This window comes from Roseateles sp., from assembly GCF_047654805.1.
GTDB lineage: Bacteria > Pseudomonadota > Gammaproteobacteria > Burkholderiales > Burkholderiaceae_C > Pelomonas.
The window spans coordinates 2,347,893-2,374,090 of sequence record NZ_JASGIV010000001.1 but is presented as its reverse complement, the minus strand read 5'-3'; the positions used below and the strand labels follow the sequence as shown (position 1 = coordinate 2,374,090).

Below are 26,198 nucleotides of genomic sequence, written 5' to 3'. Positions count from 1 at the left end.
CCAGGCGGCTCAGCCGAGGCAGGCCCTTGCGCGCAGCCTCGTACAGCTGAGGAACGCTGGACAGCGCAGCGCAGCTGGACGTCGGCCAAGATGCAGCCGTTGAGGCGAGGAATCGTTGATGCAAGCTAAAAGAGGTGGGATCCACTCGCCGGCGCGCGGGGCGATTCGCCAGCCCGGATTTGGCGGGGAGCTGAACGGCCGTCTGAACACCCTGCGAACTGCGCTGGAGACGCTGCCAAAAGGAAAGACGGCTGCAGTTGACGTTCAACGGTGCCATCAGTTTCTCAGCCTGATGACCAAAGCGTCCACAGCGTACTCACTCAGCCCGAAAGAGAAGGGGCGCGCGCTTGAGCTCATGCGTTGGTTCGAGAAGCGCAGGCATGGCATGGACCAGTCCCTCGGTGAGATCTCTCGTGCGGTACAAGATGTGGGTCAGGCGACCCGCTGGCTTGCGCTGTATGAGGGATCGGCCACGGAAGATAGGGCCAAGGAGCGGATCGATATCGGCCATAAGCGGGCTAGCAAGCAGCCCGGCTATGTGCAGCCGGGCCGAAGCGAGAAGGTTGGCGTGGTCGTTTACCTGGAGCCAGCCACCCATCAAATGCTTAAACGTGTTGCCGACGCTAGGAATTTGAAGCCGACAGCTCTGGTGAAGCAGCTGATCGAGGACTCAATCCGTACTTTCGAGGCGAGCTACTTGGCATCTACATTCGCGGAACTGACGTCGACAAGTTGATGCGCCAGGTCACCTGCGGAGATGTGCAGCTTCAGGGAGCAGTTGTTCTGCCGAAGAATCTCTTTGGCCTGATGGTCGAACGGATTGGTGGCTTCCACAAGAGTGGGTCGTACAAGAGCGACGATCTTTCCACCTGGGATGCGCGTCGGCAAATTAAGCGCTTCCTCGCTGAGCGATGCTCGCGAGAGTTCTTAGAGGTCTATCTCGAAGCCGACCCGAAGGTCGTGGACGGCATGGACAGACCAAGCAAGTACCTGGAGTTCTCCGAGGACGTCGACCTCGCCATTCGGATGTCAGGCTTTGGGATGCTGCCTGAGGAGCTTCGAAAGGCCGTTGTCGCCTTCGCCATGGACTGTGCGCTGAACGGCGGCGATGCTCGCATCCTTGTCGAGCCCCGGCTGCGTTCACTCATGACACCAGCCGAGTCCTCTCGGCTCGCCCATGGCGTTAGGACTCTGCTCCTGCCTCGAATCGATGAATTCCGCTCGGCGATGGAGGAGGGATACGAGGATGAGATGTGGGGGCCGGAATGGCACATGCGAGGATTCGATCAATCTTTGAGGGGAATCGCCGAACATTTCCCCGCTAGTCGTCGGATTCAGAACGTGGTCCAGCGACAACGTAAGCAGACCAAGGCCTGGGTCGACCCCCCCCGCGTCAGAATGGTTGTCGCCCCGATAGAACCGAAGAATTGGGGGTGACGATGAGAGAAGAAGTTGGCTCGATACGGACAAGCATTCAAGGATCGGGCGGTAGCGCGCATGCTGCCGCCGGAGAGCGCGCCGCCGGAGGTGGTGTCGCGTGAGATCGGCATCGGTGTGGACACGCTGGAGCGCTGGCGCGCGCAGTCGCTGTCCAAGCCGCTGCAAAAGCGCGAGTGGACGGCCGCCGCGCGGCTGGAGGCGGTGATCACGACCGCGGCCATGGACGAGGCCACGCGCAGCGCCTGGTGCCGCGAGAACGGCGTGTACCCGCAGCAATTGCTGCAGTGGCGCACCAGTGCGACGCAGGCCCTGGCCGCGCCCGAGGAGGCGCGCGCGAGCCCGTCGCAGACCCGCGAGGATCGGCGTCGCATCAAGGAGCTCGAGCGCGAAGTGCGCCGCAAAGACAAGGCCCTGGCGGAGACAGCAGCGCTGCTGGTACTTTCAAAAAAAACGGCGGCGATCTTCCAAAGAAACACGCAGGGCGAGGACGAATGATCGGCCTCGAAGATCGCCAAGAACATGCCCGCAACATTGAAGTCGCGCGCCGAGCCGGAGCCCGGCTTCACCAGGCCTGCGAGGTGGTGGGTATCACCGCACGCACCCTGCAGCGCTGGAATGCTCACCAGGGCCTCGAAACGGGCGATGGCAGGCCCGCAGCGATGCGCCCGGTGCCCGCGCATGCGCTGACCGAAGCCGAGCGCGCCGAGGTCCTGCGCGTGGCCAACGAGCCGCGCTTCGCCGACATGCCGCCGGCGCGCATCGTGCCGATGCTGGCTGACGAGGGCGTGTACATCGCCAGCGAATCCACCTTCGCACGCGTGCTGCGCGCCCAGGGCCAGATGCGCCATCGAGGGCGGGCTAAGGCGCCGCGCAAGAGCCGGCCGCCGACCACGCACATCGCCACCGCGCCGCGACAGCTGTGGTGCTGGGATATGACGTTCCTGCCCACGCAGGTCGTCGGGCGCTGGTTCTTCCTGTACCTGATCCTGGACGTCTACAGCCGCAAGATCGTGGGCTTCGAGGTGCATGAGGAGGACGACAGCGATCACGCCGCGCGGCTCGTGCAGCGCACCGCGTTGGCGGAGGGCATCCATGCCCTGCCGCGCGACGACAGGCCCGTCCTGCACGGCGACAACGGCGCCACGCTCAAGGCCACCACGGTGCTGGCGATGCTGTGGTGGCTGGGCGTGAAGCCCTCGTACTCCCGTCCTCGCGTGAGCGATGACAACGCCTTCGTGGAGTCGTTGTTCCGCACGGCCAAATACCGGCCGGAGTTCCCGGACAAGGGCTTCGCCGACCTCGGCGCCGCGCGCGAATGGGCGCGCGAGTTCGTGCATTGGTACAACTACGACCACCGTCATAGCGGCATCCGCTACGTGAGCCCGGCGCAGCGCCACGACGGCGCGGACGTTGCGCTCCTCGCGGCCCGGCACGACGTGTATCACAAGGCCCGAAAGCGCAACCCGGCGCGCTGGTCAGGCCGCACGCGGGACTGGTCGCACATCGCGGCCGTCACGCTCAACCCAGAACGCGACTCTGTCGTCGCTGCGACCCGGCGCAGCAAGGATAGTCAGCCATTGGCTGCATAACCGAGGCGACAACTAGATTGACGCGCGCCGGACCTGCGCGAGGAGCAGACGGCCAAACCTGCAAGAACGTCTCATGACATCTCCGCGAGGGAGGCGTCAGACGTTGCTCCCAAGGGAACCAGAAGCATTTTTGACGACATCGCCGACTAGATGCGACGTCCCGTAGCCACTGACGTTCGGCCCGACACTGGCCGCTGGCATCAATAGCCCGGCCGCTGGCATCACCGCGTCCGGGGCGCTGCATGCCCAGAATCGGCCCATCGATTGCTTTCACCGTCACGGCGTCGAGCGGTGGCGGCACAGGACGGGCCGGCCATGCCTTGGATCAACGTGGGTCACGAGCGCGCGGGCTCTGTCAACCTTCACTGCGAGGACGAAGGTACAGGTGCATCGGTCGTCCTGATTCACGGCTGGCCTCTTGCGTCCTCCACGTGGGACGCCCAGCGCACGGCTCTGCTCGAGGCGGGCTTGCGTGTCACCACGTACGACCGCCGCAGCTGTGGGCTGTCCGCCCCCGCCACGAACGGCCATGACTTCGACACCTATGCGGAGGATCTGCACAGAGTCCTCTGCCAGTTGGACCTCAAGGACGTCACCCTGGTAGGACACGGCATGGGCGCCGGTGAGATCGTTCGCTACCTTGGCAGCTACGGTGACGACCGAGTGGCTCGGTGTGTCTTGCTGGCGCCAATCTCGCCGACACCCACTGCGTCAACGGTGTGCGAGGGCGTTTCGCCACAGGTCCAGATGGACAGGTGGCTGGCCTGCCTTCGCCGGGACCGCAAGAGCTTCCTCAAGCGGTTCATGGAGGTCGCGTTGGGCGAAGCAAAGTTTCTGGAGGTGCAGACTGCTGAGGCCTGCCAGTTGCAGGCTATAGCCGACACGGAACAGAACTCCACGGAAGTGCTCAAGGTATCTGCCTCGGACTTTCGGGATGACCTCCATCGCATCGCTGTACCCACCTTGGTCGTTCAAGGGGACCAGGACGCCCTCTATCCGCTAGAAACCGCTGGGGTGCAGTTGGAGAGGTCCATCGCCAATGCGAACCTAGTGCGGCTTCCGGGAGCCCCGCATGCCTTGCCTTTGACACATGCAAGAGACGTCAACGACCTCCTGCTGAGCTTCATCGGAGGCTGCACACTCAGCGCGAACTGATCAGCAGGTCCAGCGGCTTTTGAGCATGGGATCCGGCGCCTCTTAAGCCCCCTTGTCCGGGTATGTCCATCAACCGCTGAATCAGCAGCCGGAACACCCCGGGCAGCTCATTGCTCGCATCCTCAATCAGCTCAGGAACTCGCTGGGCGATGTGCGCAATGCCCTTCGGAATGATCAGTCCGTACTCCGCCAGTAAGCCCCGGATCTGGTTGCCCTGGGCGGTGCGTGCCTTCACGAAGCCCTGCCGGGCACGATGCAGCGCCAGCACCGCCTGCTGCTCGACGTTCTTGATCGGCACGAACCGCATGTTCGGTCGCGCCACCGCCTCGCAGATCGCTTCGGCATCGGCCGCGTCGTTCTTGTTTGTCTTCACGTACGGCTTGACGAACTGCGGGGCCATCAACTTGACCGTGTGACCCAGGGCCTGCAGCTTGCGCGCCCAGTGGTGAGCGCTGCCGCAGGCCTCCATGCCGATCAGACACGCTGGAATATTGGCGAAGAACTCCGCAACCTGGTGGCGCTTGAGCTGCTTCCTCAAGACGGTCTTCCCGTGTTCGTTCACGCCGTGCACCTGGAACACGTTCTTCGCCAGGTCAATGCCAACTGTTGTAGCCTTCATGGTGGACGCTCCTACTCGGTTCGAGTGGTTGAACAACGCTTCCACTCTGGCACGTTGATGCCGTCAGCGGGTGGGGGCGTCCATCCCATTGCAGAGACTGATGCAGGAGTCAGTTGCCTCAGGTTGCGGCGCAGATGTCGCGACGAAACGCCTGAGGCGTGCTTCCCTTCCAGCGCTTGAACGCATGGATGAAGCTGGCTGACTCTGCGTAGCCCAGCTTCTCGGCAATGTGCTCGATGGGGAGGCGTGAGTCAGTGAGCAGCTGTTCAGCCTTGCGCTCGCGAATTTCGTCGCAAAGCGCTTGGAATGTCGTGTGCTCGCGCTGCAGGTTGCGGCGCAGGGTCCTCTCGGACATGCACAGCTTGGCCGCCACAGCACTCATGTCTCGCATGTCGGAGAGCTGCAGGACCGCTACCACGCGTGCCGACACGCCGCCACGGCGGGAAACGGCCTCGCTGGCCTGGCGGCACTGCGCCTCAGCGAGCATCGCTGCCAAGGCGTTCGAGCGAGGGAGCGGGGAGTCTGTGCAGGCCAAGTGGAACGCGCTTGCGTCGGCGTCGAACCGCAGGCCAGTCGAAGTGAGGCTGGCGTACGGTAGGAGGTCTGCCGGACGCGAGTAGGCCAGTGCCAGATTGTGGGCATGCAGGTCCTGGCCTGCAATGTCCCGCAAAACAGCGAGGACAGCCCCCATGGCACGGTCGACGAGAAACCGACGAACCTCGAGGCCATCGACCGGGCTTGGCTTGAACTGAAGGCTCAGGAAGCCGGATTCGGCACGCAGTTCGATCTGTACCAAGCGGTCAAAGAGGCTGGAATACCGGTGCAGCAGTGTTGTCGCGTCCAGGAGGGTGTGCGAGCTCACCATCGCGAAGCCCAGCTCGCCCACGGAGGTGAAGCGGTAGCGGCCGCCGACGTCGATGCCGAGAGCGGGGCGATGGCCTGCAAGCGCGATGAGGTTCTGGATGGCGCGGAGCTCACCATCAGCGCTCAGCGTGGCGCCAGGGCGGTCAAGGTCTGACGGCTGCAACCCCGTGCCGGCCAGCATGCGGTCAACCGAGATCTGGTGCTCTCTGGCAAAAGAGGCCATGGCGGCGACCCCCGCCATGTGTCCCAGGGGCGCGCCAGCGGTGTAGGTGAGCGTCGATTGGTCAGTAGTCATGCTTGGCTTCCTGAGGCGTGCCACCTGGCACACCGACTGCCGAAACTATGTTCAGTGGGTCGCTGCAAAGCCAATCAATCGCTGTGAATGTTGATGGATGTCGGGGTCCAGACTTCTTTGCGGTGTGAATAAAAATAAAGGATGACGCTGCGCGGGTGAACGCCGCTTGGCTGCGGGCTATCCTCGTTCGATGACGCATCCAACTTTGTCCGTCGATGCGCCGACGCAGCTCGACCAGCTGCCGCTGACGCGCTTGCATCTCTTTGTTGTCTTGCTCTGCGCGGTAGGTTTCACTTTCGACCTGTTCGAGATCGGCCTCGGAAACGCGCTTTCGGCGGTCTTCTCAACTCCGCCGCACGCCGCAAGCAAGGCGGAACTCTCAAGTCTCCTGAGCGCACCGTACGTTGGCGCCATCCTGGGCGCGCCGCTCTTTGGACGGCTCGGCGACAAGTGCGGCCGACGTCTGGCGTTGGCACTGCTGCTGGTCGTGTTGGCCTTGGCGTCCGCGCTGTGCGCGCGCAGCAGCGGCATCGGCGAGCTAACCGTCTGGCGCGCCTTCGCAGGGGTCGGTATAGGCGGCTTCCCACCCGTGATGATTGCCTTCCTGTCGGACGTTTTACCTCCGGGGAAGCGTGGGAAGCTGATCTTCTTGGCCGCGGGGCTTGGTGCCATAGGACCACCGGCGGCAGTCTTCGTCGTCCGTTGGCTGACACCGCTAGCGCCGTTCGGCTATCAGGGCTGGCAGTGGGCCTTTGCAATCGGCACGGTAGGCGCTCTGGGGGCGAGCTTGCTGCTACTACTGGTCCCTGAGTCGCCACGCTGGCTGCATGCGGTCGGCCGGCAAGAAGAGGCGCTCGCAGCAGCCAAGCGATTCGCCGCCTCGAAGCCGCTGGGGTCCGGGCGGGTTAGCCGGGCCGCTCCCACATCCACCCCGACAACCGCACCGGTGCGTCAGGGCGGAACAGCCGCCACGCTCGCCTTGTGCATGGTGTACTTCTTGAGCCCTTGGTCCACCGTGGCGTTCCCATTGCTCAGCGGAGCCATCTTGATGGGCAAGGGGTTCAGGTTGGACGACACGCTCCTGTTCGTCGGCCTGTCAACCTTGGCGCCCATACTCGGCACGATGCTTGCGGCGTCTGTCGTGGACCGTTTCGACCGTCGCGCGGCACTTGGCGGGTGCGCTTGCCTCATGGCGGTGTCTGGCTTCTGCTTCGCTTTGGCAGACCAACCAGCTGTGCTGGTGGCCAGCAGCTTGACCTTCCTGCTCGGCGCATCGGTTTACCTGCCGGTCTTGACCACCTCCGGTGCTGAACTGTTCCCCACCAAACATCGTGCGTTTGGCAGTTCAGGCGCCTGGGCGTTGAACCGAATGGGGGCTGCAATTGCCCCGATTGCGCTGTTGCCGCTGTTGGCCACGGTTGGACCGCTCGGCATGGCCAGCCTGATCTGTGCAACATTGGTCGTGACCATCATCCTCTTCGCCACCCTCCCTCGTGGCCTTGCGCTCCGGTCGCTGCGTTGACTTGCTGTCTAGTCGAATGACTTATATGCCGAGAGCGCGACAGTCGACGTACGCCAAAGAAAGCCATGGCGTGGTGTGGTGTTCGGCATCAAGTCACGGGCCTCATGCGAGAACAGAGGGTGGTCGCGTGCGCGCGTACTCTTCACTTTGTCCTTCTTCTCTTTGTACTTCTTTATGGGACATCTATGTCCCATGGCTAGGGACATAGATGTCCTATGGGTACGGACATGGAAGTCCTATGGGGTAGGGGCATGGATGTCCTATGGGTAGCGGTGAGATGGCCGCCGCGGTGAAGACCATTCGGCCTGCCAACGTTCTGTCGGCTGAGGTTCAGTCCGAGCACAAGTTTGGCAGGAGCGTGATGTCGCACGGCTTCTACCTTGTCCCTGCACTGCTCTTGCGAGGCCAGGCAAGGCTAAAACTGACGTCTACTCAAATGGTCGTCCTGCTTCAGCTCCTGGACTTCTGGTGGACGGTCGACACCACGGTGCATCCCAGCATCAAGGCCATCGCTGAACGGGTTGGTCTGACGGCGAAGCAGGTTCAGCGAACTATCGGTGCGTTGGATCAGATGGGCCTGATAACTCGAGTAAACCGCACGCTCCCCGACCGAGGAAAAACCAGCAATCAGTACAAGTTCGATGGACTTATCGCAAAGCTCAATGAGCTGGAACCTGACTACGTTCGTGCCCACCAAGCCGCAAGCTCATCGGCTGGCGATGATGATCTCGGACGCGGTCTGTTCAGCCCTGAGCCAAAAGGCTAAATCCGTTGGCGACACGAGGCGCAGGCACGTCATCGTTCCCCAACGGATGTGCCAGGCGCCCATCGAGCGAGGCTAGTTTCGATGCGTTGGAGCCATCCGGCCGCGCCTTGCTCAATTGCGCGAGCACGTGACCGGAACAGCAGCGTCAGCGCCTCCTCGGCCTGTGGTGCATCTCTTGAGGCCAGCAAGCTCTCTGCCTTTGCCCGCAGGACTTCGGGTGCACACCATCCCACGAATCCCAGCTCGACACGTTGCAGCGACTGCTGCGTCACCAGAGCCCCTGGAAGCGTGGCGAACAAGTCGGCTTGCATTGCGTCATCGGAGCCGACGTCTACGGGCTTCACGCCATCTAACAGCGAGATGAAGTTCTGTGCCCAGCCGGCCCACAAGCTCAGGGAGTGACGTCCTGCGATCTCCAAGAGCTGGTTTGACAGCTCGCGTGCTTGTTTCAGATCACCGTTCCAGAACGCGATAGGGCATGCGGCTAGGGCCAGTGCTTGGCAGTGTCCGTAGCCCAAGTCGTTCTGCGCGTGAGCGAGGCATTCATCAAGAATCCTGTTTGCGCCGTCGGCGTCTCCGCGCATCCACTGCACCCGCGCGAGAACGATGCGCATGGACACCCGCTTGTCGACTTGAATCAGTGGGCTCTTGCCCAGCTGCGTCATGCGACGCGGGTCCTCCAGCACTCGTGTCGCCAGGTTCCAAGCGGCGTCGTGCTCTCCGAGATGGTGCAGCGTCTGAGCCATCGCACGGTCTGCCACCAGCGCGGTTGCCGTGTCACCGTTTTCTTGGCACCAGTCAGTCAGCGCCTTTGCATACGTCTTGGCCTTTGGATAGTCACCGGCGCCGAAGTTGGCAGCCCACAGGCCGTAAAGCGCCTCGGCTTGGAACTCCTCAGCGTTCGCCAGGTTGTCAGCGTCATCCTGCTCGCTGACCGTCTTCACGCCGAGGCGACCGCCGCCGGAATTGCCTATCAGGCCACCGAGGGCAATCTTCATCCTGAACAACAAGGCGCCGCGCCCCTTGTCGACCAGCTCCAAACGCTCTAGAGCCGACTCAAGATAAGCGCGAAACTCGTCCAGCAGCGACAGGCGGTGAACGAGCGGCATCGCTGCGTCGACGATGCTTGCGCCCAGCTCCACCTGCCGACCTTCGCCAAGCGCCCAGTCCAGGGTTGACCGGACGTCCTCGACCAGTGAGCCGTGAACTGCCAGCCATTCGTTGCGTTCCAACACCCCCCAGCTCAGAGATGCGGAGACGAGCCTCGCCAGAACGTGTTCTCCGTGGCGAAGATGCGCGGCGTCTCGTTCTCCGTCGGCCGCCAGGCGCTCCGCCGCGTAGGCCTTCGTGGTCTCGAGCAGGCGGTAGCGAATGCTCTCCGCGTTCAGGTCAGCGGAGAGGAGCGATCTGGCCTCAAGCTCGATGACGTGGTCCTGGGCTTCTGTGGGCGGATCATCAGGTTCCAGCAGCACCGCTTCGGCCGCTTCCAGACTGAAGCTGCCGGCAAACACCGAGAGGCGTTTGAAGGCACGTTGGGCCCTGGATGAGAGCAGGTCATAGCTCCAGTCCAGCAGTGCCCGCATGGTCTGATGCCTCGGCACAGCCGTGCGATGTCCCACCGAAAGAACCCGCAGGCCGCCGTTCAAGCGGTCCAGGAGTCCTTTAAGCCCAAAAAAACCGACCCGAACTGCCGCAAGTTCGATTGCAAACGGAAGCCCATCAAGCCGCCGACAGAGGGCCGCCGCCGTGGCAGCGTCTGCGTCGCTCAGCACGAACCCGTCTACGCTGGCGGCTGTGCGCTCGACGAGCAGTTGGACAGCCGAGTACTGCATCGCCTCCGACGCGCTTGCCAGCGCGACCTCTGCCGGAGGGACGTCAAGCGACTTCAGGCGGTGAACCAGCTCACCCTCAGCGTAGAGGGGCTCTCGACTGGTGGCCAGCAGGCGCACTGATGCGCAAGCCCTCATGAGCTCGGCCGCCATCTCAACGACGCCTGGCAGCACGTGCTCGCAGTTGTCCAGGAGAAGCAGCATCGGTTGTTTGGCGATGTGCTGGCTGAGCGTTTGCAGCGGTGCGCCAATGGTCGACGCCACGGTCATCCGCACGATTGCGTTGTCCGAGACAAGGGAGAGGTCGATGCTGAAGACGCCACCTGGGAACTGGGCGATGAGCTCCTCAGCAACCGCCAGAGCCAGCGTCGTCTTGCCGATGCCGGCTGGTCCCACGATGGACACCAGCCGGGAGTGCTCCAGTTGATCCAGCAGTGCGCGCACCGCTTGCTCTCGTCCCGTCATGCGCGTCAGACGGACCGGCAGGTTGTGTGGGCGAGCGGGAGCGGCCGCTGATTCAGCTGCGCTGGTGGACTCCGGCACTACCTGAGCCACGAATGAGTAACCTCGACCAGGCACGTTGGCGATGTACCGCTGGCCATCCTGGCCATCACCGAGCGCCTTTCGCAGTGCTCTGATGTGGACGCGCAAGCTGCTTTCCTCAACCACCGTAGTCGGCCAAACGAGCGCGGTTAGCTCGTCCTTGCCGACGACGTCGCCCGGGCGCTGGGCGAGGGCGACAAGCAGGTCCAGGGCACGACTGCCAAGCCGTAGCTGCCTACCGTTCTCACGCAGCAGCCGCTCCGAGGGAGCGAGCTCAAAGGGACCGAAGCGAATCTTGTCGTCTGAGGTCATCGCTTGAGGTGGAACATCTTCTTGCTGTCGGCGGGGCCGATTGGTTGTTGATTCTGGATCGATGGCTCGACGGTTGCAGCCGCTCACCCGTGGGATCGGGCGGTTCAGCTGGACATCGTCCGCAGGGTGGTGCGCAGGTTGTGCGCCTTGCGTAGGTCTTGGGTGCCGAAGCCTTCGGAAAAGCGGGAGAGCACTCCGTCCAGCAGCTTGCCGGGATGGTTCTCCTCAAGCTCGAACTCCGCGATGGTGGTGGCAGTTCTCAGCTCCCACGCGAGCGCCCCCTGCGACCGAGCCAACTTCAGCGATGCGTCGAGCAGCTCTCGCGCCTGAGTGGCCACTGCTGGGTCGTTGGAGGTGCGAGCCAGCAGGTTTTCTGCCTGGGCGCGAAGGATTTCAGGCGCGCACCAACCTGATATGCCTGCTTTGGCCCGGTCCAGGGTCTCCTGGGTGACCGTTGAAGGCAGCACCGTTCCAAGCGTGTCCCAGAGCATGTAGTCGTTAAGGGGCGCATCGAAATCAGTGCTTCCTTCCTGCAGGGACGTGAGGCAACGCGCCCACTGAGACCAATGCTTCAGCGAGTGCCGCTTCGCGTGGTCGCCCAGCAGCTTGGTGAACCTTTTCGCGCTGTCATGGTCTCCGCACCAGAGGGCGATAGGGCAGCATGCGAAGGCCAGGACGTGGCACAGCGCGTACGCCATGTCTTCCTCGGCGTGCTTCAGGGTGGCCTTCGCGTGGGATAGCGCCTGATCCGCATTGCCCTCGAGCCAGAGCATTCGGGCGACGACGATGCCCATGGATACCCGTCGGTCGAAGGGAACCATCGGGCTGTTGCCGATGCGTTGATACGGAGTCGGGTCGTTCAGCACTCGGTCGACCAACTCGCGCACCTGGCGGTGTTCGCCCAGCATGTGCCGCGTCTGCGCTTGGATGCGGTCGGCGAAGAGCAGGGCGCTAGCCTTGCCGGTCTGCTCCGCCACGACCTTAAGCCTGAGGGCGGCCGCGAGCGCCGCCGGGTAGTCTCCCCGGCCCAGACTGCCCACCCACAGTCCTTGGAGGGTGTCGCCTTCGTGGTCCGCAAGCCCAATGGCCAGAGCTGCCTCAGCGGCGGCGCGGTGGGCCTCACGGACCTCTTCGAGTGATCCCTGGGTCTGTCCTATGAGAGCTCCAAGCACCGTGTTCAGACGCATCTCAAGGTAGAACTCGCGCTGCTCAAGCTTCACCAGTTCCCGCAAGGCACGTTTGACCCACACCTGAAACTCATCCAGCAGAGTCAGCTTGTGTGCGAGCACGCTGGCCGCATCCAGGAGCTGGGCCCCGACCACAGCGGTCCCCACTTGCTCCAACGCCCATTCAACCGTCACACGGAGGCCGTTGACCAAGTCGCCGTAGCGACTGACCCACTGGGCGCGCGTAAGGTGGTCCCCTTCGTCGGCTGACTTGGCCAACTGTTCCCGCAGCCTTTCTGAGTAGCGGGCCATGACGACGTCCTGCTCCGCGCACGAGGCGAGCCGGTCCATCGCATAGGCGCGGGTGGTCTCCAGGAGTCGGTAGCGAACCTCGTCTGAGCTCAGGTCGGCGACGACCAAGGACTTCGCAACCAGGTCCATGAGCTGCTCGACGATGGTGTCGGCGTCGGTCTTGTCATCACCCGCTACGGAGATCGCGACGCCTAGGGTGAAGCGGCCAGGCAGAACAGCTAGGCGACGCAGCACTGCTTGGCCATTCGGGTTGAGCAACTCGTAGCTCCAGTCAAGGAGCGCCTTGAGGGTCTGATGCCGGGGCAGGGCGGTGCGGCGCCCACCGGCGAGAACCCGCAGGCTATGGTCCAGCCGCTGCAGCAGCCCTTGAACCCCAAACATCCCCACCCGTACCGCAGCCAGCTCAATGGCCAGCGGCAAACCATCCAGGCGCCGGCACAAGCTGATGGCTGCTTCTACATCGCCGGCGGCCAGCTCGAACCCGTCATAGCTGGCTTGGATGCGCTCGACCAGCAGTTGCACCGCTGAGTAGCGAAGTGCCTCGATGACTGAAAGGTTCGTTGCATCAAGCGGGGGCATCTGAAGGGGAGCAAGTCTGTGGACTGCCTCAGCTTCGGCCCGCAGCGGCTCGCGACTGGTGGCGAGGATGTGCAGCCCGGGCAGCTCCTTGAGTAGGCTGACCACGACTGAAGCTACGGAGTCGATCAGATGCTCGCAGTTGTCGAGAACGAGCAGCATGTGCCGCTCCTCCATCGAGATGACCAACGCCCCCAGAGTCGTGGCCGCCTCGTGCGGAAAGCCGAGAGACCTGCTGACGAAGGAGGGAACCAGCGAGGCGTCCGCGAGTAGCGCGAAGTCGACGAAGTGCACGCCGTCCCGGAAAGAGTCGCAGACGTCTTCGGCCACCGCGAGAGCCAAGGTCGTCTTCCCGATGCCACCGGGGCCAACGATGGTGAGAAGTCGCTGGTCGCGGACCTGAGTGCTCAAGCTCGAGACCAGTGCTTCCGAGCCGACCATCCGAGTCAGCCGGACGGGTAGGTTGTGCCGCGCGGCCGTGCGCTCAGCAAGCGCTTCGGGTGACACCGCCAGTACCTTGCCTACGAAGGAGTAGCCGCGGCCGGGCACGTTCTCGATGTATCTCGTCCCGCCTTGACCGTCGCCCAGCGCCTTGCGCAGTGCGGAGATGTGGACGCGCAGGCTCGCCTCATCCACCACCGTTGAGGACCAGACTCTGGCAATCAAGTCGTTCTTGCCGATGACCTCGGCCGGCTTGTCCACCAGTGCGATCAGCAGGTCAATGGCTCGGCCGCCGAGCCGCACCGGCCGCCCACTCTCCAGCAGGAGGCGCTGGGAAGGTATGAGCTGGAAGGGGCCGAAGGAGACTGACTCAGGTGCTGCCATGACAACCCACATGATGGGCGCGCCCAGTGAACTACTGGCGGCGGCGGGCCGTGAAATTTCGTTTAGCTGCCGCGTCCGATAGCCGTCTTGAGCCTCGTTCAGGCGACGCGGCGCCAGTTCGTGGCTGCAGCCGGCCGCCACGGTCAATCGAATGGCCGGAAGGACCATTCAGCGTCAAGGTGCTCACCAAGACACTGATCTCGTCAGCTCAAGAACGAGGTCAGGAATGCAAAACAGTCAACACCGCAGCGCAGGACGGATCGTCGACCTGATCCATGGCGTGCTCGGCCTCCACGAGGGCTATCGCACGCTGCACGCAGACGGTCGCCTTTACCGAGGCGTCTTCCAAGCCAACGAGGAGGCCCGTCGCTTCTCGCGCGCTATCCACCTGAACGGTGACGTGGTTCCGGCCACCGTCCGCTTCTCCAAAGGTGGCGGCGACCCCTTCGCGCATTTCAGCGCCACGGTCGGCATGGCGACCCGTTTCTATCTGCCGGACGGTGACATCACGAACTTGGTGATGCTGAGCCAGAAGCTCTTCGTCGCTCGGTCCATCGAGGAATTCATCGAGTTGGTCACCGTCGCGCAGCCTACGGCACCGGGCGCCGGTCCCAACCTGCCTGCACTTCAGGCGTTTCTGAAGACCAACCCCCGGGTTGCCAACGTCTTCCGCATGCGGGCGGAGAGCGCCGCGCCCGTCAGCTTCGCCCATACGGCCTTCCATGCCATCCACGCCTTCCGGTTCATCAACGCCGAAGACAAAGTAACTCATCTGCGGGTGCACTGGGAGCCAGTTGGAGGCGTCCTTGGCCAGTTCGCTTCCGAGCTGGCTCAAGCTTCGCCGTCCGTTCTTTTCGACGAACTGGATGCCCGGCTGGCCGAGGCGCCGATTGCGTTCAACCTCGTGGTCGAACTGGCCGAGCCCGGTGACCCTCTCGATGACCCTACGACGTTGTGGCCTGCGGGCCGCAAGCTCGTGACGATCGGTCGCCTCGAGGTCCGCGCGCCGACTACAGAGCAGGAAATCGGCGACCGCGTCATGAACCATGACCCGAGCAAGTTGACGGACGGCATCGAAGCGACCGATGACCCCATCTTGCAGATCCGTCGTGGCGTCTACGAAGTCTCCGCTGCCCAGCGCACGGGCGGCTGGCGCGCCTGCCCGTTCGGTGCAGGTCAAACGTCCCCCTCCAACGGCCACTGCGAGTAGCTCGCACGCCAACCATTTCCCAACCCTCCAAACAAGGAGATCGCAATGTCCAAGGAAATCGAGAAGAACGAGCGCAGCGCGCTGGCTCAGAACGTCGTGAACCAGCCCGACGGTCCGGGCAAACGCATCGGCAAGCGCGGCGAAATCATCGCCTTCGGCAAGGTTGTGCCCGGCAGCGTCCCGCTGTTCCGTGAACGCCTGCCGCAGTTCCAGGCCGAAGCAGCCTACTGGGAGGGCCGCATCGGAACGGTGCATGACTTCCGCATCACCCTCATCGACAACGACACGCGCATCCTATTCGCCATCACCTACGACGGCGACTTCCAGCCCTACGTCCACGACATCATCGCCAAGGGCCACGAGTGGTTCGACAAGCTGATGCCTGGTGTCTGGGAAGGCTTCACGCACTCCCAGGACCCGGTCGTGCAAAAGCTGCTGCTGGAAGGCACGGTCACCTCCGACTTCTTCTATGTGGCTCATCCGGACGTGACCGTCCATGACATCCACAAGATGAAGCGACTGTCCAACGCCGTCGGCGAAATGCTGGACGCCGCGGCCTAAGAGGCGTCGACATGCTCGAGCTGAACGACATCCAGGGCACGATTCTTCGGAATCGACCCATGCCGTATTTCGGGGCGTACGTCCTCATCCGCATCGACGATGCCGAGGCTGCTCGAGCGATGTTGAAGCGGCTGATCCCGCACGTGACATCGGCCGCGAGTTGGGACGCGCCGAAGGAAGATGCGTGGATCAACGTCGTGTTCTCCTTCGAGGGGTTGAGGCGGCTGGGGGTTCCGCAGGAGATCCTTGACGGTTTTCCAGTCGAATTCAAGCAGGGCATGGCGGCGCGCAAGGAATACCTTGGCGATGTCGGCCGCAGCGACCCGGAGCACTGGACGCTTCCGCACTCGGGCACCGGGCTCCATGTCGGCCTGTTGGTCATGGCCGGAAGCGCGACGTTGCGTGACCAAAAGTTGGCCATTGGGCATCGCGCGCTTGACGGGCTCTCGGGGCTCAGCGTCGTCGCACGGCTCGAAGTCGGTGTCCCGCCAACCATGCGCGAGCACTTCGGGTTCGCAGACGGCATCAGCAGGCCCTTCATCGAAGGTGAGGGTGGTGAACCCCTTCCCGGCCAAGACGTGGTCAAGCCCGGTGAGTTCTTGCTTGGCTATGAGAACGAGATGGGTGCCATCTCTACGGGGCCGGGTCCTGAGACCTTTTGGCGGAATGGCACCTACATCGCGATTCGCAAGATCGCGCAGAACGTTGCGTCATTTCGCAAGTTCCTGCGCGACAACTCCAAGTCGCAAGATGGCGAGGAGTTCCTTGCGGCAAAGATGATGGGCCGCTGGCGAAGCGGTTGTCCGCTGTCGCTGTCGCCAGAGCGAGACGACCCAGCGCTTGCTGCGGACCGGCAACGGAACAACGCGTTCAGCTACCAAGTAGACGACCCTGCGGGCGTCAAGACACCGGTGGGCTCTCACATCCGGCGGGTGAATCCCCGCGATGCACTGAACGACACCATCGTTGACGCGCGTCTGCACCGCGTCCTGCGCCGGGGATCTGCGTACGGGCCGATGCTGCCGGAGGACGCGCTCGAGGATGACGGCGTCGAACGAGGCATCGTCATCGCAATCATCAATGCCCACCCTGGGCGCCAGTTCGAGTTCGTTCAGGCGCAGTGGGTGAACGACGGCGACTTCGTGTCGCAAGGGTCTCGCACAGACCCGATCGTAGGTCGGCGTGATCGTGCCGACGACTACACGTATCCCGCCAAGCCTGTCAGGCGCCACCTGGTCGGCTTGCCCGACTTCACGGCGACGCGTGGCGGCGAACACGTCTTCCTGCCTGGCCTCCGAGGCTTGGCTTGGATATGTCAATTGCCGTGGTCCGGCACACCTGGAGAAGGAGTTCCCAATGAGTTCTGAAGTTGCAAATAGCGCCGTCGAGCAACCGCGGCGTCCGACCGAATTGCGCGGCAAGGTTGCAGTCGTGACCGGGGCTGCCAGTGGCATTGGCCTGGCCATCGCCCTGGAAGCCGCCCGGCTTGGCATGGATGTGGCACTTGCCGATCTGGGCGAGGACAAGTTGGCCGAGGCGAAAGCCGCGGTCGAAGCGCGCGGCGTGAAAGCGATTGCCGTCAAGACTGACGTGAGCAACGCCGAGCAGGTGCAGGAGCTCGCGCGCCGCGCTGAAGCCGAGCTGGGCCCGCCGTGGCTAGTCGTGAACAACGCCGGCATCACCAAGATCGCGCTGGGCTGGGACCATACGGACCGCGACTGGCACCGCATGTTGGACATCAACGTGGGCGGCGTCATCAATGGCCTGCAGTCGTTCCTGCCCGGCCTGCGTGAGCGCGAGAGCGGCTACATCGTCAACACGGCCTCGGCGGCTGGCCTGGTCACCATCCCGGCTGCCTCCGCCTATGTGGCCAGCAAGCACGCCGTCGTTGGTCTTTCCGAGACGCTGTACCGCGAACTGGTCGCGACCAAGTCAGGCGTCGGCATGTCCGTCCTGTGTCCGGCGCTCGTCAAGACAAACATCCTGACGGTCAAGCCGGCGCCGGGCGCGGAACCCGCAAGCGGCATCGAATCGCCGCATGCGTTGGAGCCGAGCGAAGTGGCACGCCAGGTGTTTGCTGCCGTACTGGCTCGGCGCTTCTGGATCCTGACCCATGCCGACCTGATGCGCCCGTTCATCCTGGCTCGCGCGCAGCAGATGGTCGACCAGGTCAATCCGGACCATCACAGCGCCGACCCGGATGCCGCGGCGATGTCTACCAAGTTGACCGGCGTCGATTTCAGCTGACGTCCAGGAGTAGTCGATGAACTTGGCACTCACAGAGGCATGCGGCAGGCAGTCCGTCGTCATCGTTGGCGGCGGTGCTGGCGGGCTCGAACTGGCTATCCGGCTCGGCCGCAGGCGCAACCGTTCGCGGTTGCGAGTGCTGCTGGTTGATCGACACCCAACTCACCTTTGGAAGCCGCGTCTTCACGAGGTTGCGGTCGGCCTCCTCGGCGCAGACGCTGAAGGTGCGAGCTACCTTGCTCTGGCAACGGCAAACGGGTTTGAGTTCCACCTCGGCGAGCTGAAGGATGTGGACCTTGCCACGAGGCGGATTTGGGTCGGTCGGGTCGAGGTGGACGGGAAGGCCGTGTTGCCTGAGCGCAGCATTGGTTACGACAGCTTGGTGCTTGCCATTGGCAGTCGCGTAAACGATTTCGGCATCCCGGGTGTCGTCGAACACTGCCACATGCTTGACAGCGCCGGTCAGGCCACAGAGCTGCAGCAGAGCTTCATCGAAGCTGCGGTGCAGGTCGCTGCAGGTCAACGGGCAAACCTTGCGATTGGCATCGTCGGTGCCGGCGCAACGGGTGTCGAACTTGCTGCGGAGCTCCATCACGCAGCCCATGCGTTGCAGCTGTACGGCGGTCTCGGCACTGAGGGAAAGCTGAGCATCACCTTGATCGATCGCGCGGAGCGAGTCCTTCCTGGAGCTGATGGACGGACTTCCGCCGCCGCCAAAGCATCGCTGCAGAAACTCGGGGTACGACTACGTCTCTCCAGGGGTGTGCAGGAGGCTTCTGAGCGCGGGCTGACGCTCGACAACGGGGAGGATGTGCCGTGCGACATCAAGGTCTGGGCGTCCGGCGTCGCCGGGCACAAGGTCCTGGGCAAGATCTTCGGACTAGAGCTGGGCAAAGGTGGACGGATCGTCGTCGACGCCAACCTCAGGTGCCGAGCGCATCACACCGTCTACGCAATTGGCGACTGCGCGTCGGTCCCGGACTCTGGCGGCGGCGTGCTGCCGCCTACCGCGCAAGTCGCTCATCAGCAGGCTGCCTACCTTGCGCGCGCCATTGAGGCTCATGCAGCAGGAAGGCCGGTTGAACCGTTCCGCCACGTCTCGCGAGGGATGCTGGTTTCTCTCGGTGCCGGCGATGCGACCGGTGAATTCCCGTCGTTGAGCGGCAAGAAGAAGGTTTCTTCGATGCGCGGAGCGTTTGCGAAGCTGGCGTACGTCAGCCTGTTCCACATGCACCGCGTCACTCTGTATGGATGGAGCAGGGCGGCCGCGCTTTTTGTCGCTGACCGACTGCGGGGCATGGCGCTTCCTCGCGTGAAGTTGCATTGACATGAACGCCGAGAAGCCTCTGGCGCACATGCGCCGCCTCCTGCTGCTCGCCCCTCTGGTCTTGAGTGCTTGTCAACCCGCGTTGCTTGACCCGAAAGGCCCGGTTGCACGGGCAGAGAGCCAGATCCTGGTGGGGTCTGTGGCAATCATGCTTGCCATCGTTGTGCCGACGATGGTGGCCATCTTTGCGGTCGCCTTCTGGTTCAGAGCTTCCAACACGCGTGCGAACTACGTGCCCGATTGGGCGTACTCCGGTCGTGTAGAGCTCGTGGTGTGGTCTGTCCCCTGCATGGTGGTCCTGCTGCTTGCGGGCGTTGCCTGGACTGGATCGCACAGGCTCGATCCTGCCGCGCCAGTCGAGATGCCAGGCAAGCCTATCGAGGTGCAGGTTGTGGCGTTGGACTGGAAGTGGCTCTTCATCTACCCGGAGCAAGGCATCGCCAGCGTCAACCAGCTGAAGGTGCCGGCAGGTCGCCCCATCCACTTCAAGGTCACATCTGCGACCGTCTTCAACGCGTTCTTCGTGCCACAGCTGGGAAGCATGATTTACGCGATGAGCGGCATGGCAGCCGAGCTCAACCTAGCCGCGGACCAGCCCGGGGTGTATCGCGGCATCTCCAGCCATTTCAGTGGCGAGGGTTTCTCTGACATGAACTTCGAGGTGCACGCAGTTGCACCCGAGGAGTTCGACGCTTGGGCGGCGCAGGTCAAGCAGCAGGAAGGAGGTCGGCTGGACGTCTCTGCGTACGCCCGTCTCGCTCGTCCCAGCATCAACGATGCGCCGAGGCACTTTGGCTGGGTCGAACCCAAGCTCTTCGAGCTGGTGGTGGCGGAGCACCACCCCGTTGCAGGTCAGTCGTCCGATTGGCCCAGCGTGACAAACAAACTGTTGGGGAGTGATCTGTGTTTGGCAAACTGACTTGGGCGGCCGTTCCGCTGAACGAACCCATAGTGATGGGCACCTTGGCGGTCGTGGCAACGATCCTCTTGGCCATCAGCGCATGGGTGGTGGTCCGAGGTCACGTTCCTTACCTGTGGCGCGAGTGGATCACCAGTGTGGACCACAAGCGCGTGGGCATCATGTACGTCTTGCTGGCAGGCGTCATGCTCCTGCGCGGCTTCGCTGACGCGCTCATGATGCGTTCGCACCAGGCGCTGGCCTTTGGTGAGTCCGCTGGCTACCTGCCTCCTGAGCACTACAACCAGATCTTCTCGGCGCACGGAACGCTGATGATCTTTTTTGTGGCCATGCCGTTCATCGCTGGCTTGGCCAACTTCGTGGTGCCGCTTCAGCTAGGCGTTCGAGACGTGGCGTTCCCGACGCTGAACTCCGTGGGGTTCTGGTTGACGGCCAGTGGTGCACTGCTGGTGAACGTGTCGCTCTTCGTCGGGGAGTTTGCTCGGACGGGTTGGCTGCCGTACCCACCGCTCTCCGGTATCCAGTACTCGCCTGGCGTCGGGGTGGACTACTACCTGTGGTCGTTGCAGATATCCGGTATTGGGACCTTGCTATCAGGGGTCAATCTGGTGACAACCATCCTGAAGACTCGCGCGCCAGGCATGACCTACATGCGGATGCCGGTTTTCTGCTGGACCGTGCTCGCGTCGAACCTGCTCATCGTGGCCGCGTTCCCCATCCTGACGGCGACATATGCGATGTTGCTCCTGGACCGCTACCTGGGCTTCCACTTCTTCACGAACGACGCCGGCGGCAACGCCATGATGTTCATGAACCTGGTCTGGGCCTGGGGGCATCCAGAGGTCTACATCCTGATGCTGCCGGCGTTCGGGGTCTTCTCCGAGGTTTTCGCAACCTTCTCGCGGAAGGCGTTGTTTGGATACCGCTCGATGGTGGCGGCAACGATGGCAATTTGCGTCCTTGCCTTCTGCGTCTGGCTTCACCACTTCTTCACCATGGGCGCCGGCGCGGACGTGAACGCGGTCTTTGGCATCGCCACCATGGTCATCTCGATACCAACCGGTGTGAAGATCTTCAACTGGCTGTTCACGATGTACCGCGGGAAGCTGACCTTCTCGGTGCCCGTCCTGTGGTCGCTTGCCTTCATGGTCACCTTCATCATCGGAGGCATGACGGGCGTGCTGATGGCAGTGCCGCCAGCGGACTTCGTGCTGCACAACAGCCTCTTCCTGGTCGCGCACTTCCACAACGTCATCATCGGCGGCGTGCTCTTTGGTGCCTTCGCGGGCTACACCTACTGGTTCCCCAAAGCGTTCGGTTTTCGCCTGCACGACGGGCTTGGAAAGGCGGCCTTCTGGTTCTGGGTGGTGGGGTTCTACGTCGCCTTCATGCCGATGTACGCGCTCGGCCTGATGGGCATGACTCGCCGCCTGCAGCACCACGACGTGCCTGAGTGGGTTCCGCTTCTCCAGCTTGCAGCTGCAGGTGCAGTGCTCATCCTCTTTGGGATCGTGGCTCAGATTGCGCAACTCGTGGTCAGTGTGCGCAGGCGCGACCAGTTGCGGGACGTGACCGGTGACCCTTGGAACGGCCGGACGCTGGAATGGTCGACGGCGTCCCCGCCCCCTGCATTCAACTTCATCCGGACGCCGGTGGTGACAGGCCTGGACGCTTTCTGGGCAAGGAAGCTGGATGGGCGCCCGCCGGATGACCCCATGCGCGTGGATCCGATCCACATGCCCAAGAACACGCCCACCGGTTTCGTGTGCGCCTTCTTCGCCAGCGTCCTCGGCTTCGGCCTCATCTGGCACATCTGGTGGCTGGTCGGCCTGGCCGTAGGCGGCTCTTACATGACCTTCGTGGTGTTTGCCTGGCGCGACCGGCATGAGTTTGAGGTGCCGGTGAATGAGGTGAGGGCGGCGATGCAGGAACGGCTGGCGCTCGTTGACACACGGTGGGGGCGTTGATCATGAGTGCAACACTGAGCCATCCTCACGCGGCTGAGACCCATGCCCCGCCGCACATCGTCACGGCGTATGGCTTTTGGGTGTTCCTCATCAGCGACATCGTCATGTTCGCAGCCTTCTTCGTGGCGTACGCCGTGTTGAAGAACAACACTGCTGGCGGTCCCGGTGGGGTGCAGCTCTTCGAGATAGGCAACGTCGCGGTCGAGACCGCGTGTCTGCTGCTGTCCAGCCTGACGTGCGGGCTTGCGGCTATCGGCGCCCGACACAGGCACTCTGGTCTGTTCTACGGCGGAATGGCTGCAACCTTCGTCTTAGGAGCAACTTTCCTCGGTCTGGAGCTTGATGAGTTCCGGGGTATGGCGCTTCAGGGCGCAACGCCTGACCGCAGCGCCTTCCTGTCGGCGTTCTTCGCGCTGGTGGGCTGTCATGGCATGCACGTGCTTCTCGGTCTGGTCTGGTTGCTGACGATGGTGGCCCAGGTCCTCGTCAAAGGCTACCGAGCTGAGGTCATGCGCCGGCTTCAGTGCTTCGCGCTGTTCTGGCATGCCTTGGACATCGTCTGGGTTGCACTCTTCTGCCTGGTCTACCTGATGGGAGTGACGAAATGAGTGCTGGCGCACCTGAGAACGTGGAAGCAGGAGATGCAGCTCCGGGCGAAGCAAGTGATGCGTCATCCATAGCAGATGAGATCAGGGTCTATCTGGTCGGCTTCGTACTGGCCACGCTGCTCACCATGGTTTCCTTTTACATCGCCCGTAGCGAGCTGGTTTGGACGCCGAGCATCCCAGTGGCGCTGGGCGTGCTGGCGGTGTCGCAGATCGGCGTGCACCTGGTCTTCTTCCTTCACCTGACCTCGGGCCCTGACAACAAGAACAACCTGTTGGCCCTGGCCTTCGGGCTACTCGTGGTCATGCTGCTCATCTTCGGGACGCTGTGGGTGATGGGGCACATGAACCACGCGCATGTGGTGCCGATGGAGCGGTTGATGCAGATGCAACGTTGAATCGCAGCGTGGGTGATTTGTAATCGCTAGCAATGTGGGCGAACGCCACCAGCTGTCCTGAAAGACAGCTAGTGGCGCTGAATGCGAAAATGATGGCATGAGCGGGCTGTGTCATTTTTGCGAGCAAGAGCGCGAACTACTTCTCTCGCACATCGTTCCGAAGTTTGTTTTCACCCCGATGGCCACCCAAACTGCTCCGGGCAGGACGAGGGAATTATGTGGGGTCTGAGGTCATGACCAGGCGCGCGGACGCCTCCTTCAGCCGGTAGCTCTTGCCCTCGAACTCGAGCATCGCGCAGCGATGCATGAGGCGGTCCAGGATGGTTGTGGCCATGGTAGCGTCGCCAAGGTAGCGGCCCCAGTCCTGGACGATCCGGTTGGACGTGATGACGATGGAGCGGCGCAGCTTGTAGCGCTGATGGACCAGCGTCTGCAGCAGCTCCGCGGCGTGCTCGCCAATCTTGCGGGCCAGGAACAGATCGTCCAACAGCAGCAGATCCGCTGCCACCCAGCCCTTGAGCAGCCGGGCGCGTTCGTCGGGCTCCGCGAGAGCGTGGCGGGCCATGACCGCGTCGGCTTCGACGTAGGCAACGTCGTAGCCCTGCAAGGTAGCCTGGTAGGCCACCGCCTTTGCGATGTGGCTCTTGCCCGTGCCGGGCTTGCCGACCAGCAGCGCGTTGTTGCCTTCGGCAATGAACTTCAAGCTGTGCAGCTCGAAGCAGGCGCCGCGCGGCAGCTTCGGGTTGAAGCGCCAGTCGAAGTCCGCCAGCGACAGCTTCTCGTCCAGGCCGGAGAGCTTGAAGCGGCGTGCCATGAGGCGGCTGCGGCGACGGTCCAGCTCGTCCTGCAGCAGTGCGGTCAGTGTGTCCAAGAACGGCTCCTGCGCGGCCTGGGCCTGCATGACGCGGGTTTGCAGAGTCTGGGCCATGCCCGACAGGCGCAGCTTGCGCAGCGTGTTCTCGATGTCTTGCGTGTTCATGCGAGGAGGTCTCCTTGATTGGCGGCGGCGGATTTGGCGAACAGCTCGCCGTACTCGTGAGGACTGCGGATGAGGGCGTGCGACTGCGTGGGTAGTCCGTCGCAGGCGTCTGCGTTGGGCGCCATTTGCTCCAGACGCTTCAGTGCCAGCGCCACCCGCTGCTCTGTGACGAGCTTGACGTGGCGATAGCTGTAGACGCCGTCGTCCAGCGCCTGGGCGCACGCGGCGTTGACGAGCTGCCGTGGATGACGCTCGGCCAGGTGCACGATGCCCCACAGCTTGCGCTGGCCGACGCGGCCCTCGATGCTGAACAGCAGCTGGCACAGCCGCTCGGCATCGGCGCCAATGGCCTGGGCTTGGGCGAGGATCTGACGCGTCTGTCGAGAGGGATTGAAGACCCGCTCGTCGTTTGGCAGCACCACCGTGCCGGGGCGCTCGGCCTTCGTGTGCGTGCGAAGCAGCGCCTGGGTCTTGAGATCGCGGATCTCCAGGCGCCGCTCGAAGATGCGCACCAACACCTTGGTGCCAATGGCCGCGGGACGCGCGGCGTAGCTGCTGTGGGCCACCTGGATGCAGCCGTCGTCGCAGACGGTGCGCTGCTCGTCGCGGAAGTACTGCATCGGGAGCGGCGGCAACGGCTGCAGATGCGCCCGCTCCTCCTCGAACATCGCCTGCACCTGGCGGCGCTCCGCGCCGTGGATGCGTGGCGCCGCCCACTTCGTCTCCCAGTGCTCCAGGTACTCGTTCTGCGCCTCCAAGGTCTGGAAGCGCTTGCCTTTCAAGGCCGTGCCTTGGGTGTGACCGATCGCGTTCTCGACGGTACCTTTGCGGTTGGGGTCACGCACCCGAGCCGGGTCTGCCACCACCTCGTAGTGCGCCAGCGTGGCGGCGTACACGGCATTGAGTTCGGGCTCGTACAAGTCAGGCTTGATCACGCCTTCCTTGAGGTTGTCCAGCACCACGTAGCGGCATGAGCCGCCGAAGTACCGCCAGGCCTGCTCGTGCAGCTCGGCCCAGACCTGCTGGCTCGACACCCACACCACACGCCGATAGCTGCGCCGCGAGTAGCGCAGCGTCGCCACGAACAGCCGCGGCTTGCGGTAGCGGTTCGTGCCCGGCACGAGCGTGGGCGCGCCCTCGCCGTAGTCGACCTGCATCTCCTCGCCCGGTGCGAAGCTCAGTCGGTCGAACTGCTCAGGAGCGTGCACCCGCAATCGAGCGACGAAGCGCTTGACGGAGTTGTACCGGCCGGCAAAGCCGTGTTCGTCCACCAACTCCTGGTAGATGGCCACGGCGTTGCGGCCTAGGCGCAGCTGCGCTTCGACAAAGGTGCGATGGGGCTCGCACAGCGACGCCGCCGAGGTTGCGCCCTGTGGCAAAGCCGGTGGCCGGGGTGGAGCAGTTTGACTGGGTGAGCCAGCCTCAGAGCCGGTGGCCACCCCGGGGCAGTTTGATTCCTGGGGCGGATCCGCTTGCGCCGCGAAGCGCTTGGCGTAGTCGCGGATCGTGTGGCGGGAGATGCCGGTTCGGCGCTCGATCTCGCGCTGGCTGTTGCCCGCGCGCAGGAGCGTCCAGATCGTGGTTTGTAGATGCGGCTTCAAGACGTTCACCTCGTGAATCCCCCTCTGTCGAGGGGCGGGAAGTTACGTCCTGCCTTCGTCAGGGCTGAGGCGCCTGACCGACCGTGCTCAGCGGGTCAATTCACCCCGGCCGGGTGGAGCAGTTTGAGTGGCCATAAGTGGGGCACTTTGGGTGGCCGCCGGGGTTTTCAAAGCCATCAAGGACGCCAAAGGAAAGCTGGTAGGGATAAATGGCCGCGGTCCTCATGGCGCTAGCACGCTGCAAGATGGGTTGAAGCAGCATCTTTTTTGCGGTAGCTGCGAACTTTTCTTCAGCGCGACATATGAGCGCCCGTACGAGCAGTTTTGGCGTAAGCACAGCCCGCTGCCTGATCCTTGGACCGGCCTAGGGGGAGCGCAAGGTGAACTTTGACTATGGCCCGTTCAAGCTGTTCCACCTGCTGAACCTCTACAGGGCGGGAGTCAGCGCCCTACAGTCATACTCGCACGTGGAGTTGGGGCCACACCTCCTGCAGCTGCGGGAGATGCTCAGAGCCTCGGACCCCGGCCCGGCGAGCAAGTATCAGGTTGCCGGCTCCGTCATTGTTGAGCG

Annotated in this window: 19 protein-coding genes and 2 pseudogenes; 15 read left to right on the top strand and 6 right to left on the bottom strand. The window is 63.3% G+C overall.

All coding sequences use genetic code 11. The annotated features are described in order from the left end of the window. Positions 1 to 118: 118 nt before the first annotated feature. The 4 genes and pseudogenes from QM732_RS10520 to QM732_RS10505 all read left to right on the top strand — a co-directional run bounded on the left by QM732_RS10520 (position 119) and on the right by QM732_RS10505 (position 4,184). A complete protein-coding gene (locus tag QM732_RS10520; protein ID WP_415656103.1) occupies positions 119 to 736 on the top strand; it encodes a hypothetical protein in 618 nt (205 codons plus the stop codon). After that, the gene (locus QM732_RS10515; protein WP_415656102.1) at positions 736 to 1,437 is read left to right on the top strand and encodes a hypothetical protein; all 702 of its coding nucleotides are present in this window, start codon (positions 736 to 738) and stop codon (positions 1,435 to 1,437) included. Before QM732_RS10520 ends, QM732_RS10515 begins: the two co-directional genes overlap by 1 nt. A gap of 15 nt (positions 1,438 to 1,452) precedes the next feature. Continuing rightward, positions 1,453 to 3,029: pseudogene (locus QM732_RS10510) on the top strand (IS3 family transposase). Positions 3,030 to 3,344: 315 nt separating this feature from the next. Beyond that, positions 3,345 to 4,184, top strand: a complete 840-nt coding sequence (locus QM732_RS10505) for an alpha/beta fold hydrolase (RefSeq protein WP_415656101.1) — start codon at positions 3,345 to 3,347, stop codon at positions 4,182 to 4,184. A gap of 70 nt (positions 4,185 to 4,254) precedes the next feature. On the opposite strand, the pseudogene QM732_RS10500 reads toward QM732_RS10505, so the two are convergent. Both QM732_RS10500 and QM732_RS10495 read right to left on the bottom strand, forming a co-directional pair. Beyond that, positions 4,255 to 4,803: pseudogene (locus QM732_RS10500) on the bottom strand (IS110 family transposase); the annotation flags it as partial. Between the two features lie 118 nt (positions 4,804 to 4,921). Continuing rightward, positions 4,922 to 5,908, bottom strand: a complete 987-nt coding sequence (locus QM732_RS10495) for an AraC family transcriptional regulator (protein WP_415656100.1) — start codon at positions 5,906 to 5,908, stop codon at positions 4,922 to 4,924. 244 nt (positions 5,909 to 6,152) lie between these two features. On the opposite strand from QM732_RS10495, the gene QM732_RS10490 reads away from it, so the two are divergent. Together QM732_RS10490 and QM732_RS10485 are read left to right on the top strand one after the other, a co-directional pair. Continuing rightward, the gene (locus tag QM732_RS10490) at positions 6,153 to 7,484 is read left to right on the top strand and encodes an MFS transporter (RefSeq protein ID WP_415656099.1); all 1,332 of its coding nucleotides are present in this window, start codon (positions 6,153 to 6,155) and stop codon (positions 7,482 to 7,484) included. 277 nt (positions 7,485 to 7,761) lie between these two features. After that, positions 7,762 to 8,250: a helix-turn-helix domain-containing protein gene (locus tag QM732_RS10485; RefSeq protein WP_415656098.1), complete on the top strand. Its 489-nt coding sequence runs from the start codon at positions 7,762 to 7,764 to the stop codon at positions 8,248 to 8,250. Between the two features lie 29 nt (positions 8,251 to 8,279). On the opposite strand, the gene QM732_RS10480 is transcribed toward QM732_RS10485, so the two are convergent. Both QM732_RS10480 and QM732_RS10475 read right to left on the bottom strand, forming a co-directional pair. Continuing rightward, on the bottom strand, positions 8,280 to 10,934 hold the full coding sequence (locus tag QM732_RS10480) for an ATP-binding protein (RefSeq protein ID WP_415656097.1): 2,655 nt from the start codon (positions 10,932 to 10,934) through the stop codon (positions 8,280 to 8,282). 104 nt (positions 10,935 to 11,038) lie between these two features. Then, the gene (locus tag QM732_RS10475) at positions 11,039 to 13,981 is read right to left on the bottom strand and encodes an ATP-binding protein (protein WP_415656096.1); all 2,943 of its coding nucleotides are present in this window, start codon (positions 13,979 to 13,981) and stop codon (positions 11,039 to 11,041) included. Here QM732_RS10475 and QM732_RS10470 point away from each other — a divergent pair. From QM732_RS10470 to cyoD, 9 genes are read left to right on the top strand one after another with little or no spacing between them, the layout of a single operon-like run. Continuing rightward, on the top strand, positions 13,965 to 15,023 hold the full coding sequence (locus tag QM732_RS10470; protein WP_415656095.1) for a catalase family peroxidase: 1,059 nt from the start codon (positions 13,965 to 13,967) through the stop codon (positions 15,021 to 15,023). The two genes, QM732_RS10475 and QM732_RS10470, sit on opposite strands and share 17 nt — an antisense overlap. Before the next feature lie 45 nt (positions 15,024 to 15,068). Beyond that, positions 15,069 to 15,584, top strand: a complete 516-nt coding sequence (locus QM732_RS10465) for a hypothetical protein (protein WP_415656094.1) — start codon at positions 15,069 to 15,071, stop codon at positions 15,582 to 15,584. Positions 15,585 to 15,595: 11 nt separating this feature from the next. Further along, entirely contained in the window at positions 15,596 to 16,951 is a 1,356-nt protein-coding gene (locus QM732_RS10460) for a Dyp-type peroxidase (protein ID WP_415656093.1), read from the top strand. After that, positions 16,941 to 17,831, top strand: coding sequence for an SDR family NAD(P)-dependent oxidoreductase (locus QM732_RS10455; protein ID WP_415656092.1), 891 nt, complete (start codon positions 16,941 to 16,943; stop codon positions 17,829 to 17,831). Before QM732_RS10460 ends, QM732_RS10455 begins: the two co-directional genes overlap by 11 nt. 16 nt (positions 17,832 to 17,847) lie before the next feature. After that, entirely contained in the window at positions 17,848 to 19,158 is a 1,311-nt protein-coding gene (locus QM732_RS10450; protein ID WP_415656091.1) for an NAD(P)/FAD-dependent oxidoreductase, read from the top strand. A 1-nt stretch (position 19,159) separates the two neighbouring features. Beyond that, positions 19,160 to 20,077 (top strand): ubiquinol oxidase subunit II, encoded by a 918-nt coding sequence (gene cyoA / locus QM732_RS10445; protein ID WP_415656090.1) that lies wholly within the window; start codon positions 19,160 to 19,162, stop codon positions 20,075 to 20,077. Beyond that, positions 20,062 to 22,044 carry a cytochrome o ubiquinol oxidase subunit I gene (gene cyoB, locus QM732_RS10440; protein ID WP_415656089.1) on the top strand — a complete coding sequence of 661 codons (1,983 nt, stop codon included), beginning with the start codon at positions 20,062 to 20,064 and terminating at the stop codon, positions 22,042 to 22,044. Before cyoA ends, cyoB begins: the two co-directional genes overlap by 16 nt. 2 nt (positions 22,045 to 22,046) lie before the next feature. Then, the gene (locus tag QM732_RS10435; protein WP_415656088.1) at positions 22,047 to 22,652 is read left to right on the top strand and encodes a cytochrome (ubi)quinol oxidase subunit III; all 606 of its coding nucleotides are present in this window, start codon (positions 22,047 to 22,049) and stop codon (positions 22,650 to 22,652) included. Then, positions 22,649 to 23,047: a cytochrome o ubiquinol oxidase subunit IV gene (gene cyoD, locus QM732_RS10430; RefSeq protein WP_415656087.1), complete on the top strand. Its 399-nt coding sequence runs from the start codon at positions 22,649 to 22,651 to the stop codon at positions 23,045 to 23,047. Before QM732_RS10435 ends, cyoD begins: the two co-directional genes overlap by 4 nt. Before the next feature lie 214 nt (positions 23,048 to 23,261). Here cyoD and istB read toward each other — a convergent pair whose 3' ends face one another. Continuing rightward, on the bottom strand, positions 23,262 to 24,026 hold the full coding sequence (gene istB / locus QM732_RS10425) for an IS21-like element helper ATPase IstB (protein ID WP_415656086.1): 765 nt from the start codon (positions 24,024 to 24,026) through the stop codon (positions 23,262 to 23,264). Then, positions 24,023 to 25,636 carry an IS21 family transposase gene (gene istA, locus QM732_RS10420; RefSeq protein WP_415656085.1) on the bottom strand — a complete coding sequence of 538 codons (1,614 nt, stop codon included), beginning with the start codon at positions 25,634 to 25,636 and terminating at the stop codon, positions 24,023 to 24,025. The genes istB and istA overlap by 4 nt, the downstream gene beginning before the upstream one ends. Positions 25,637 to 26,198 lie beyond the last annotated feature (562 nt).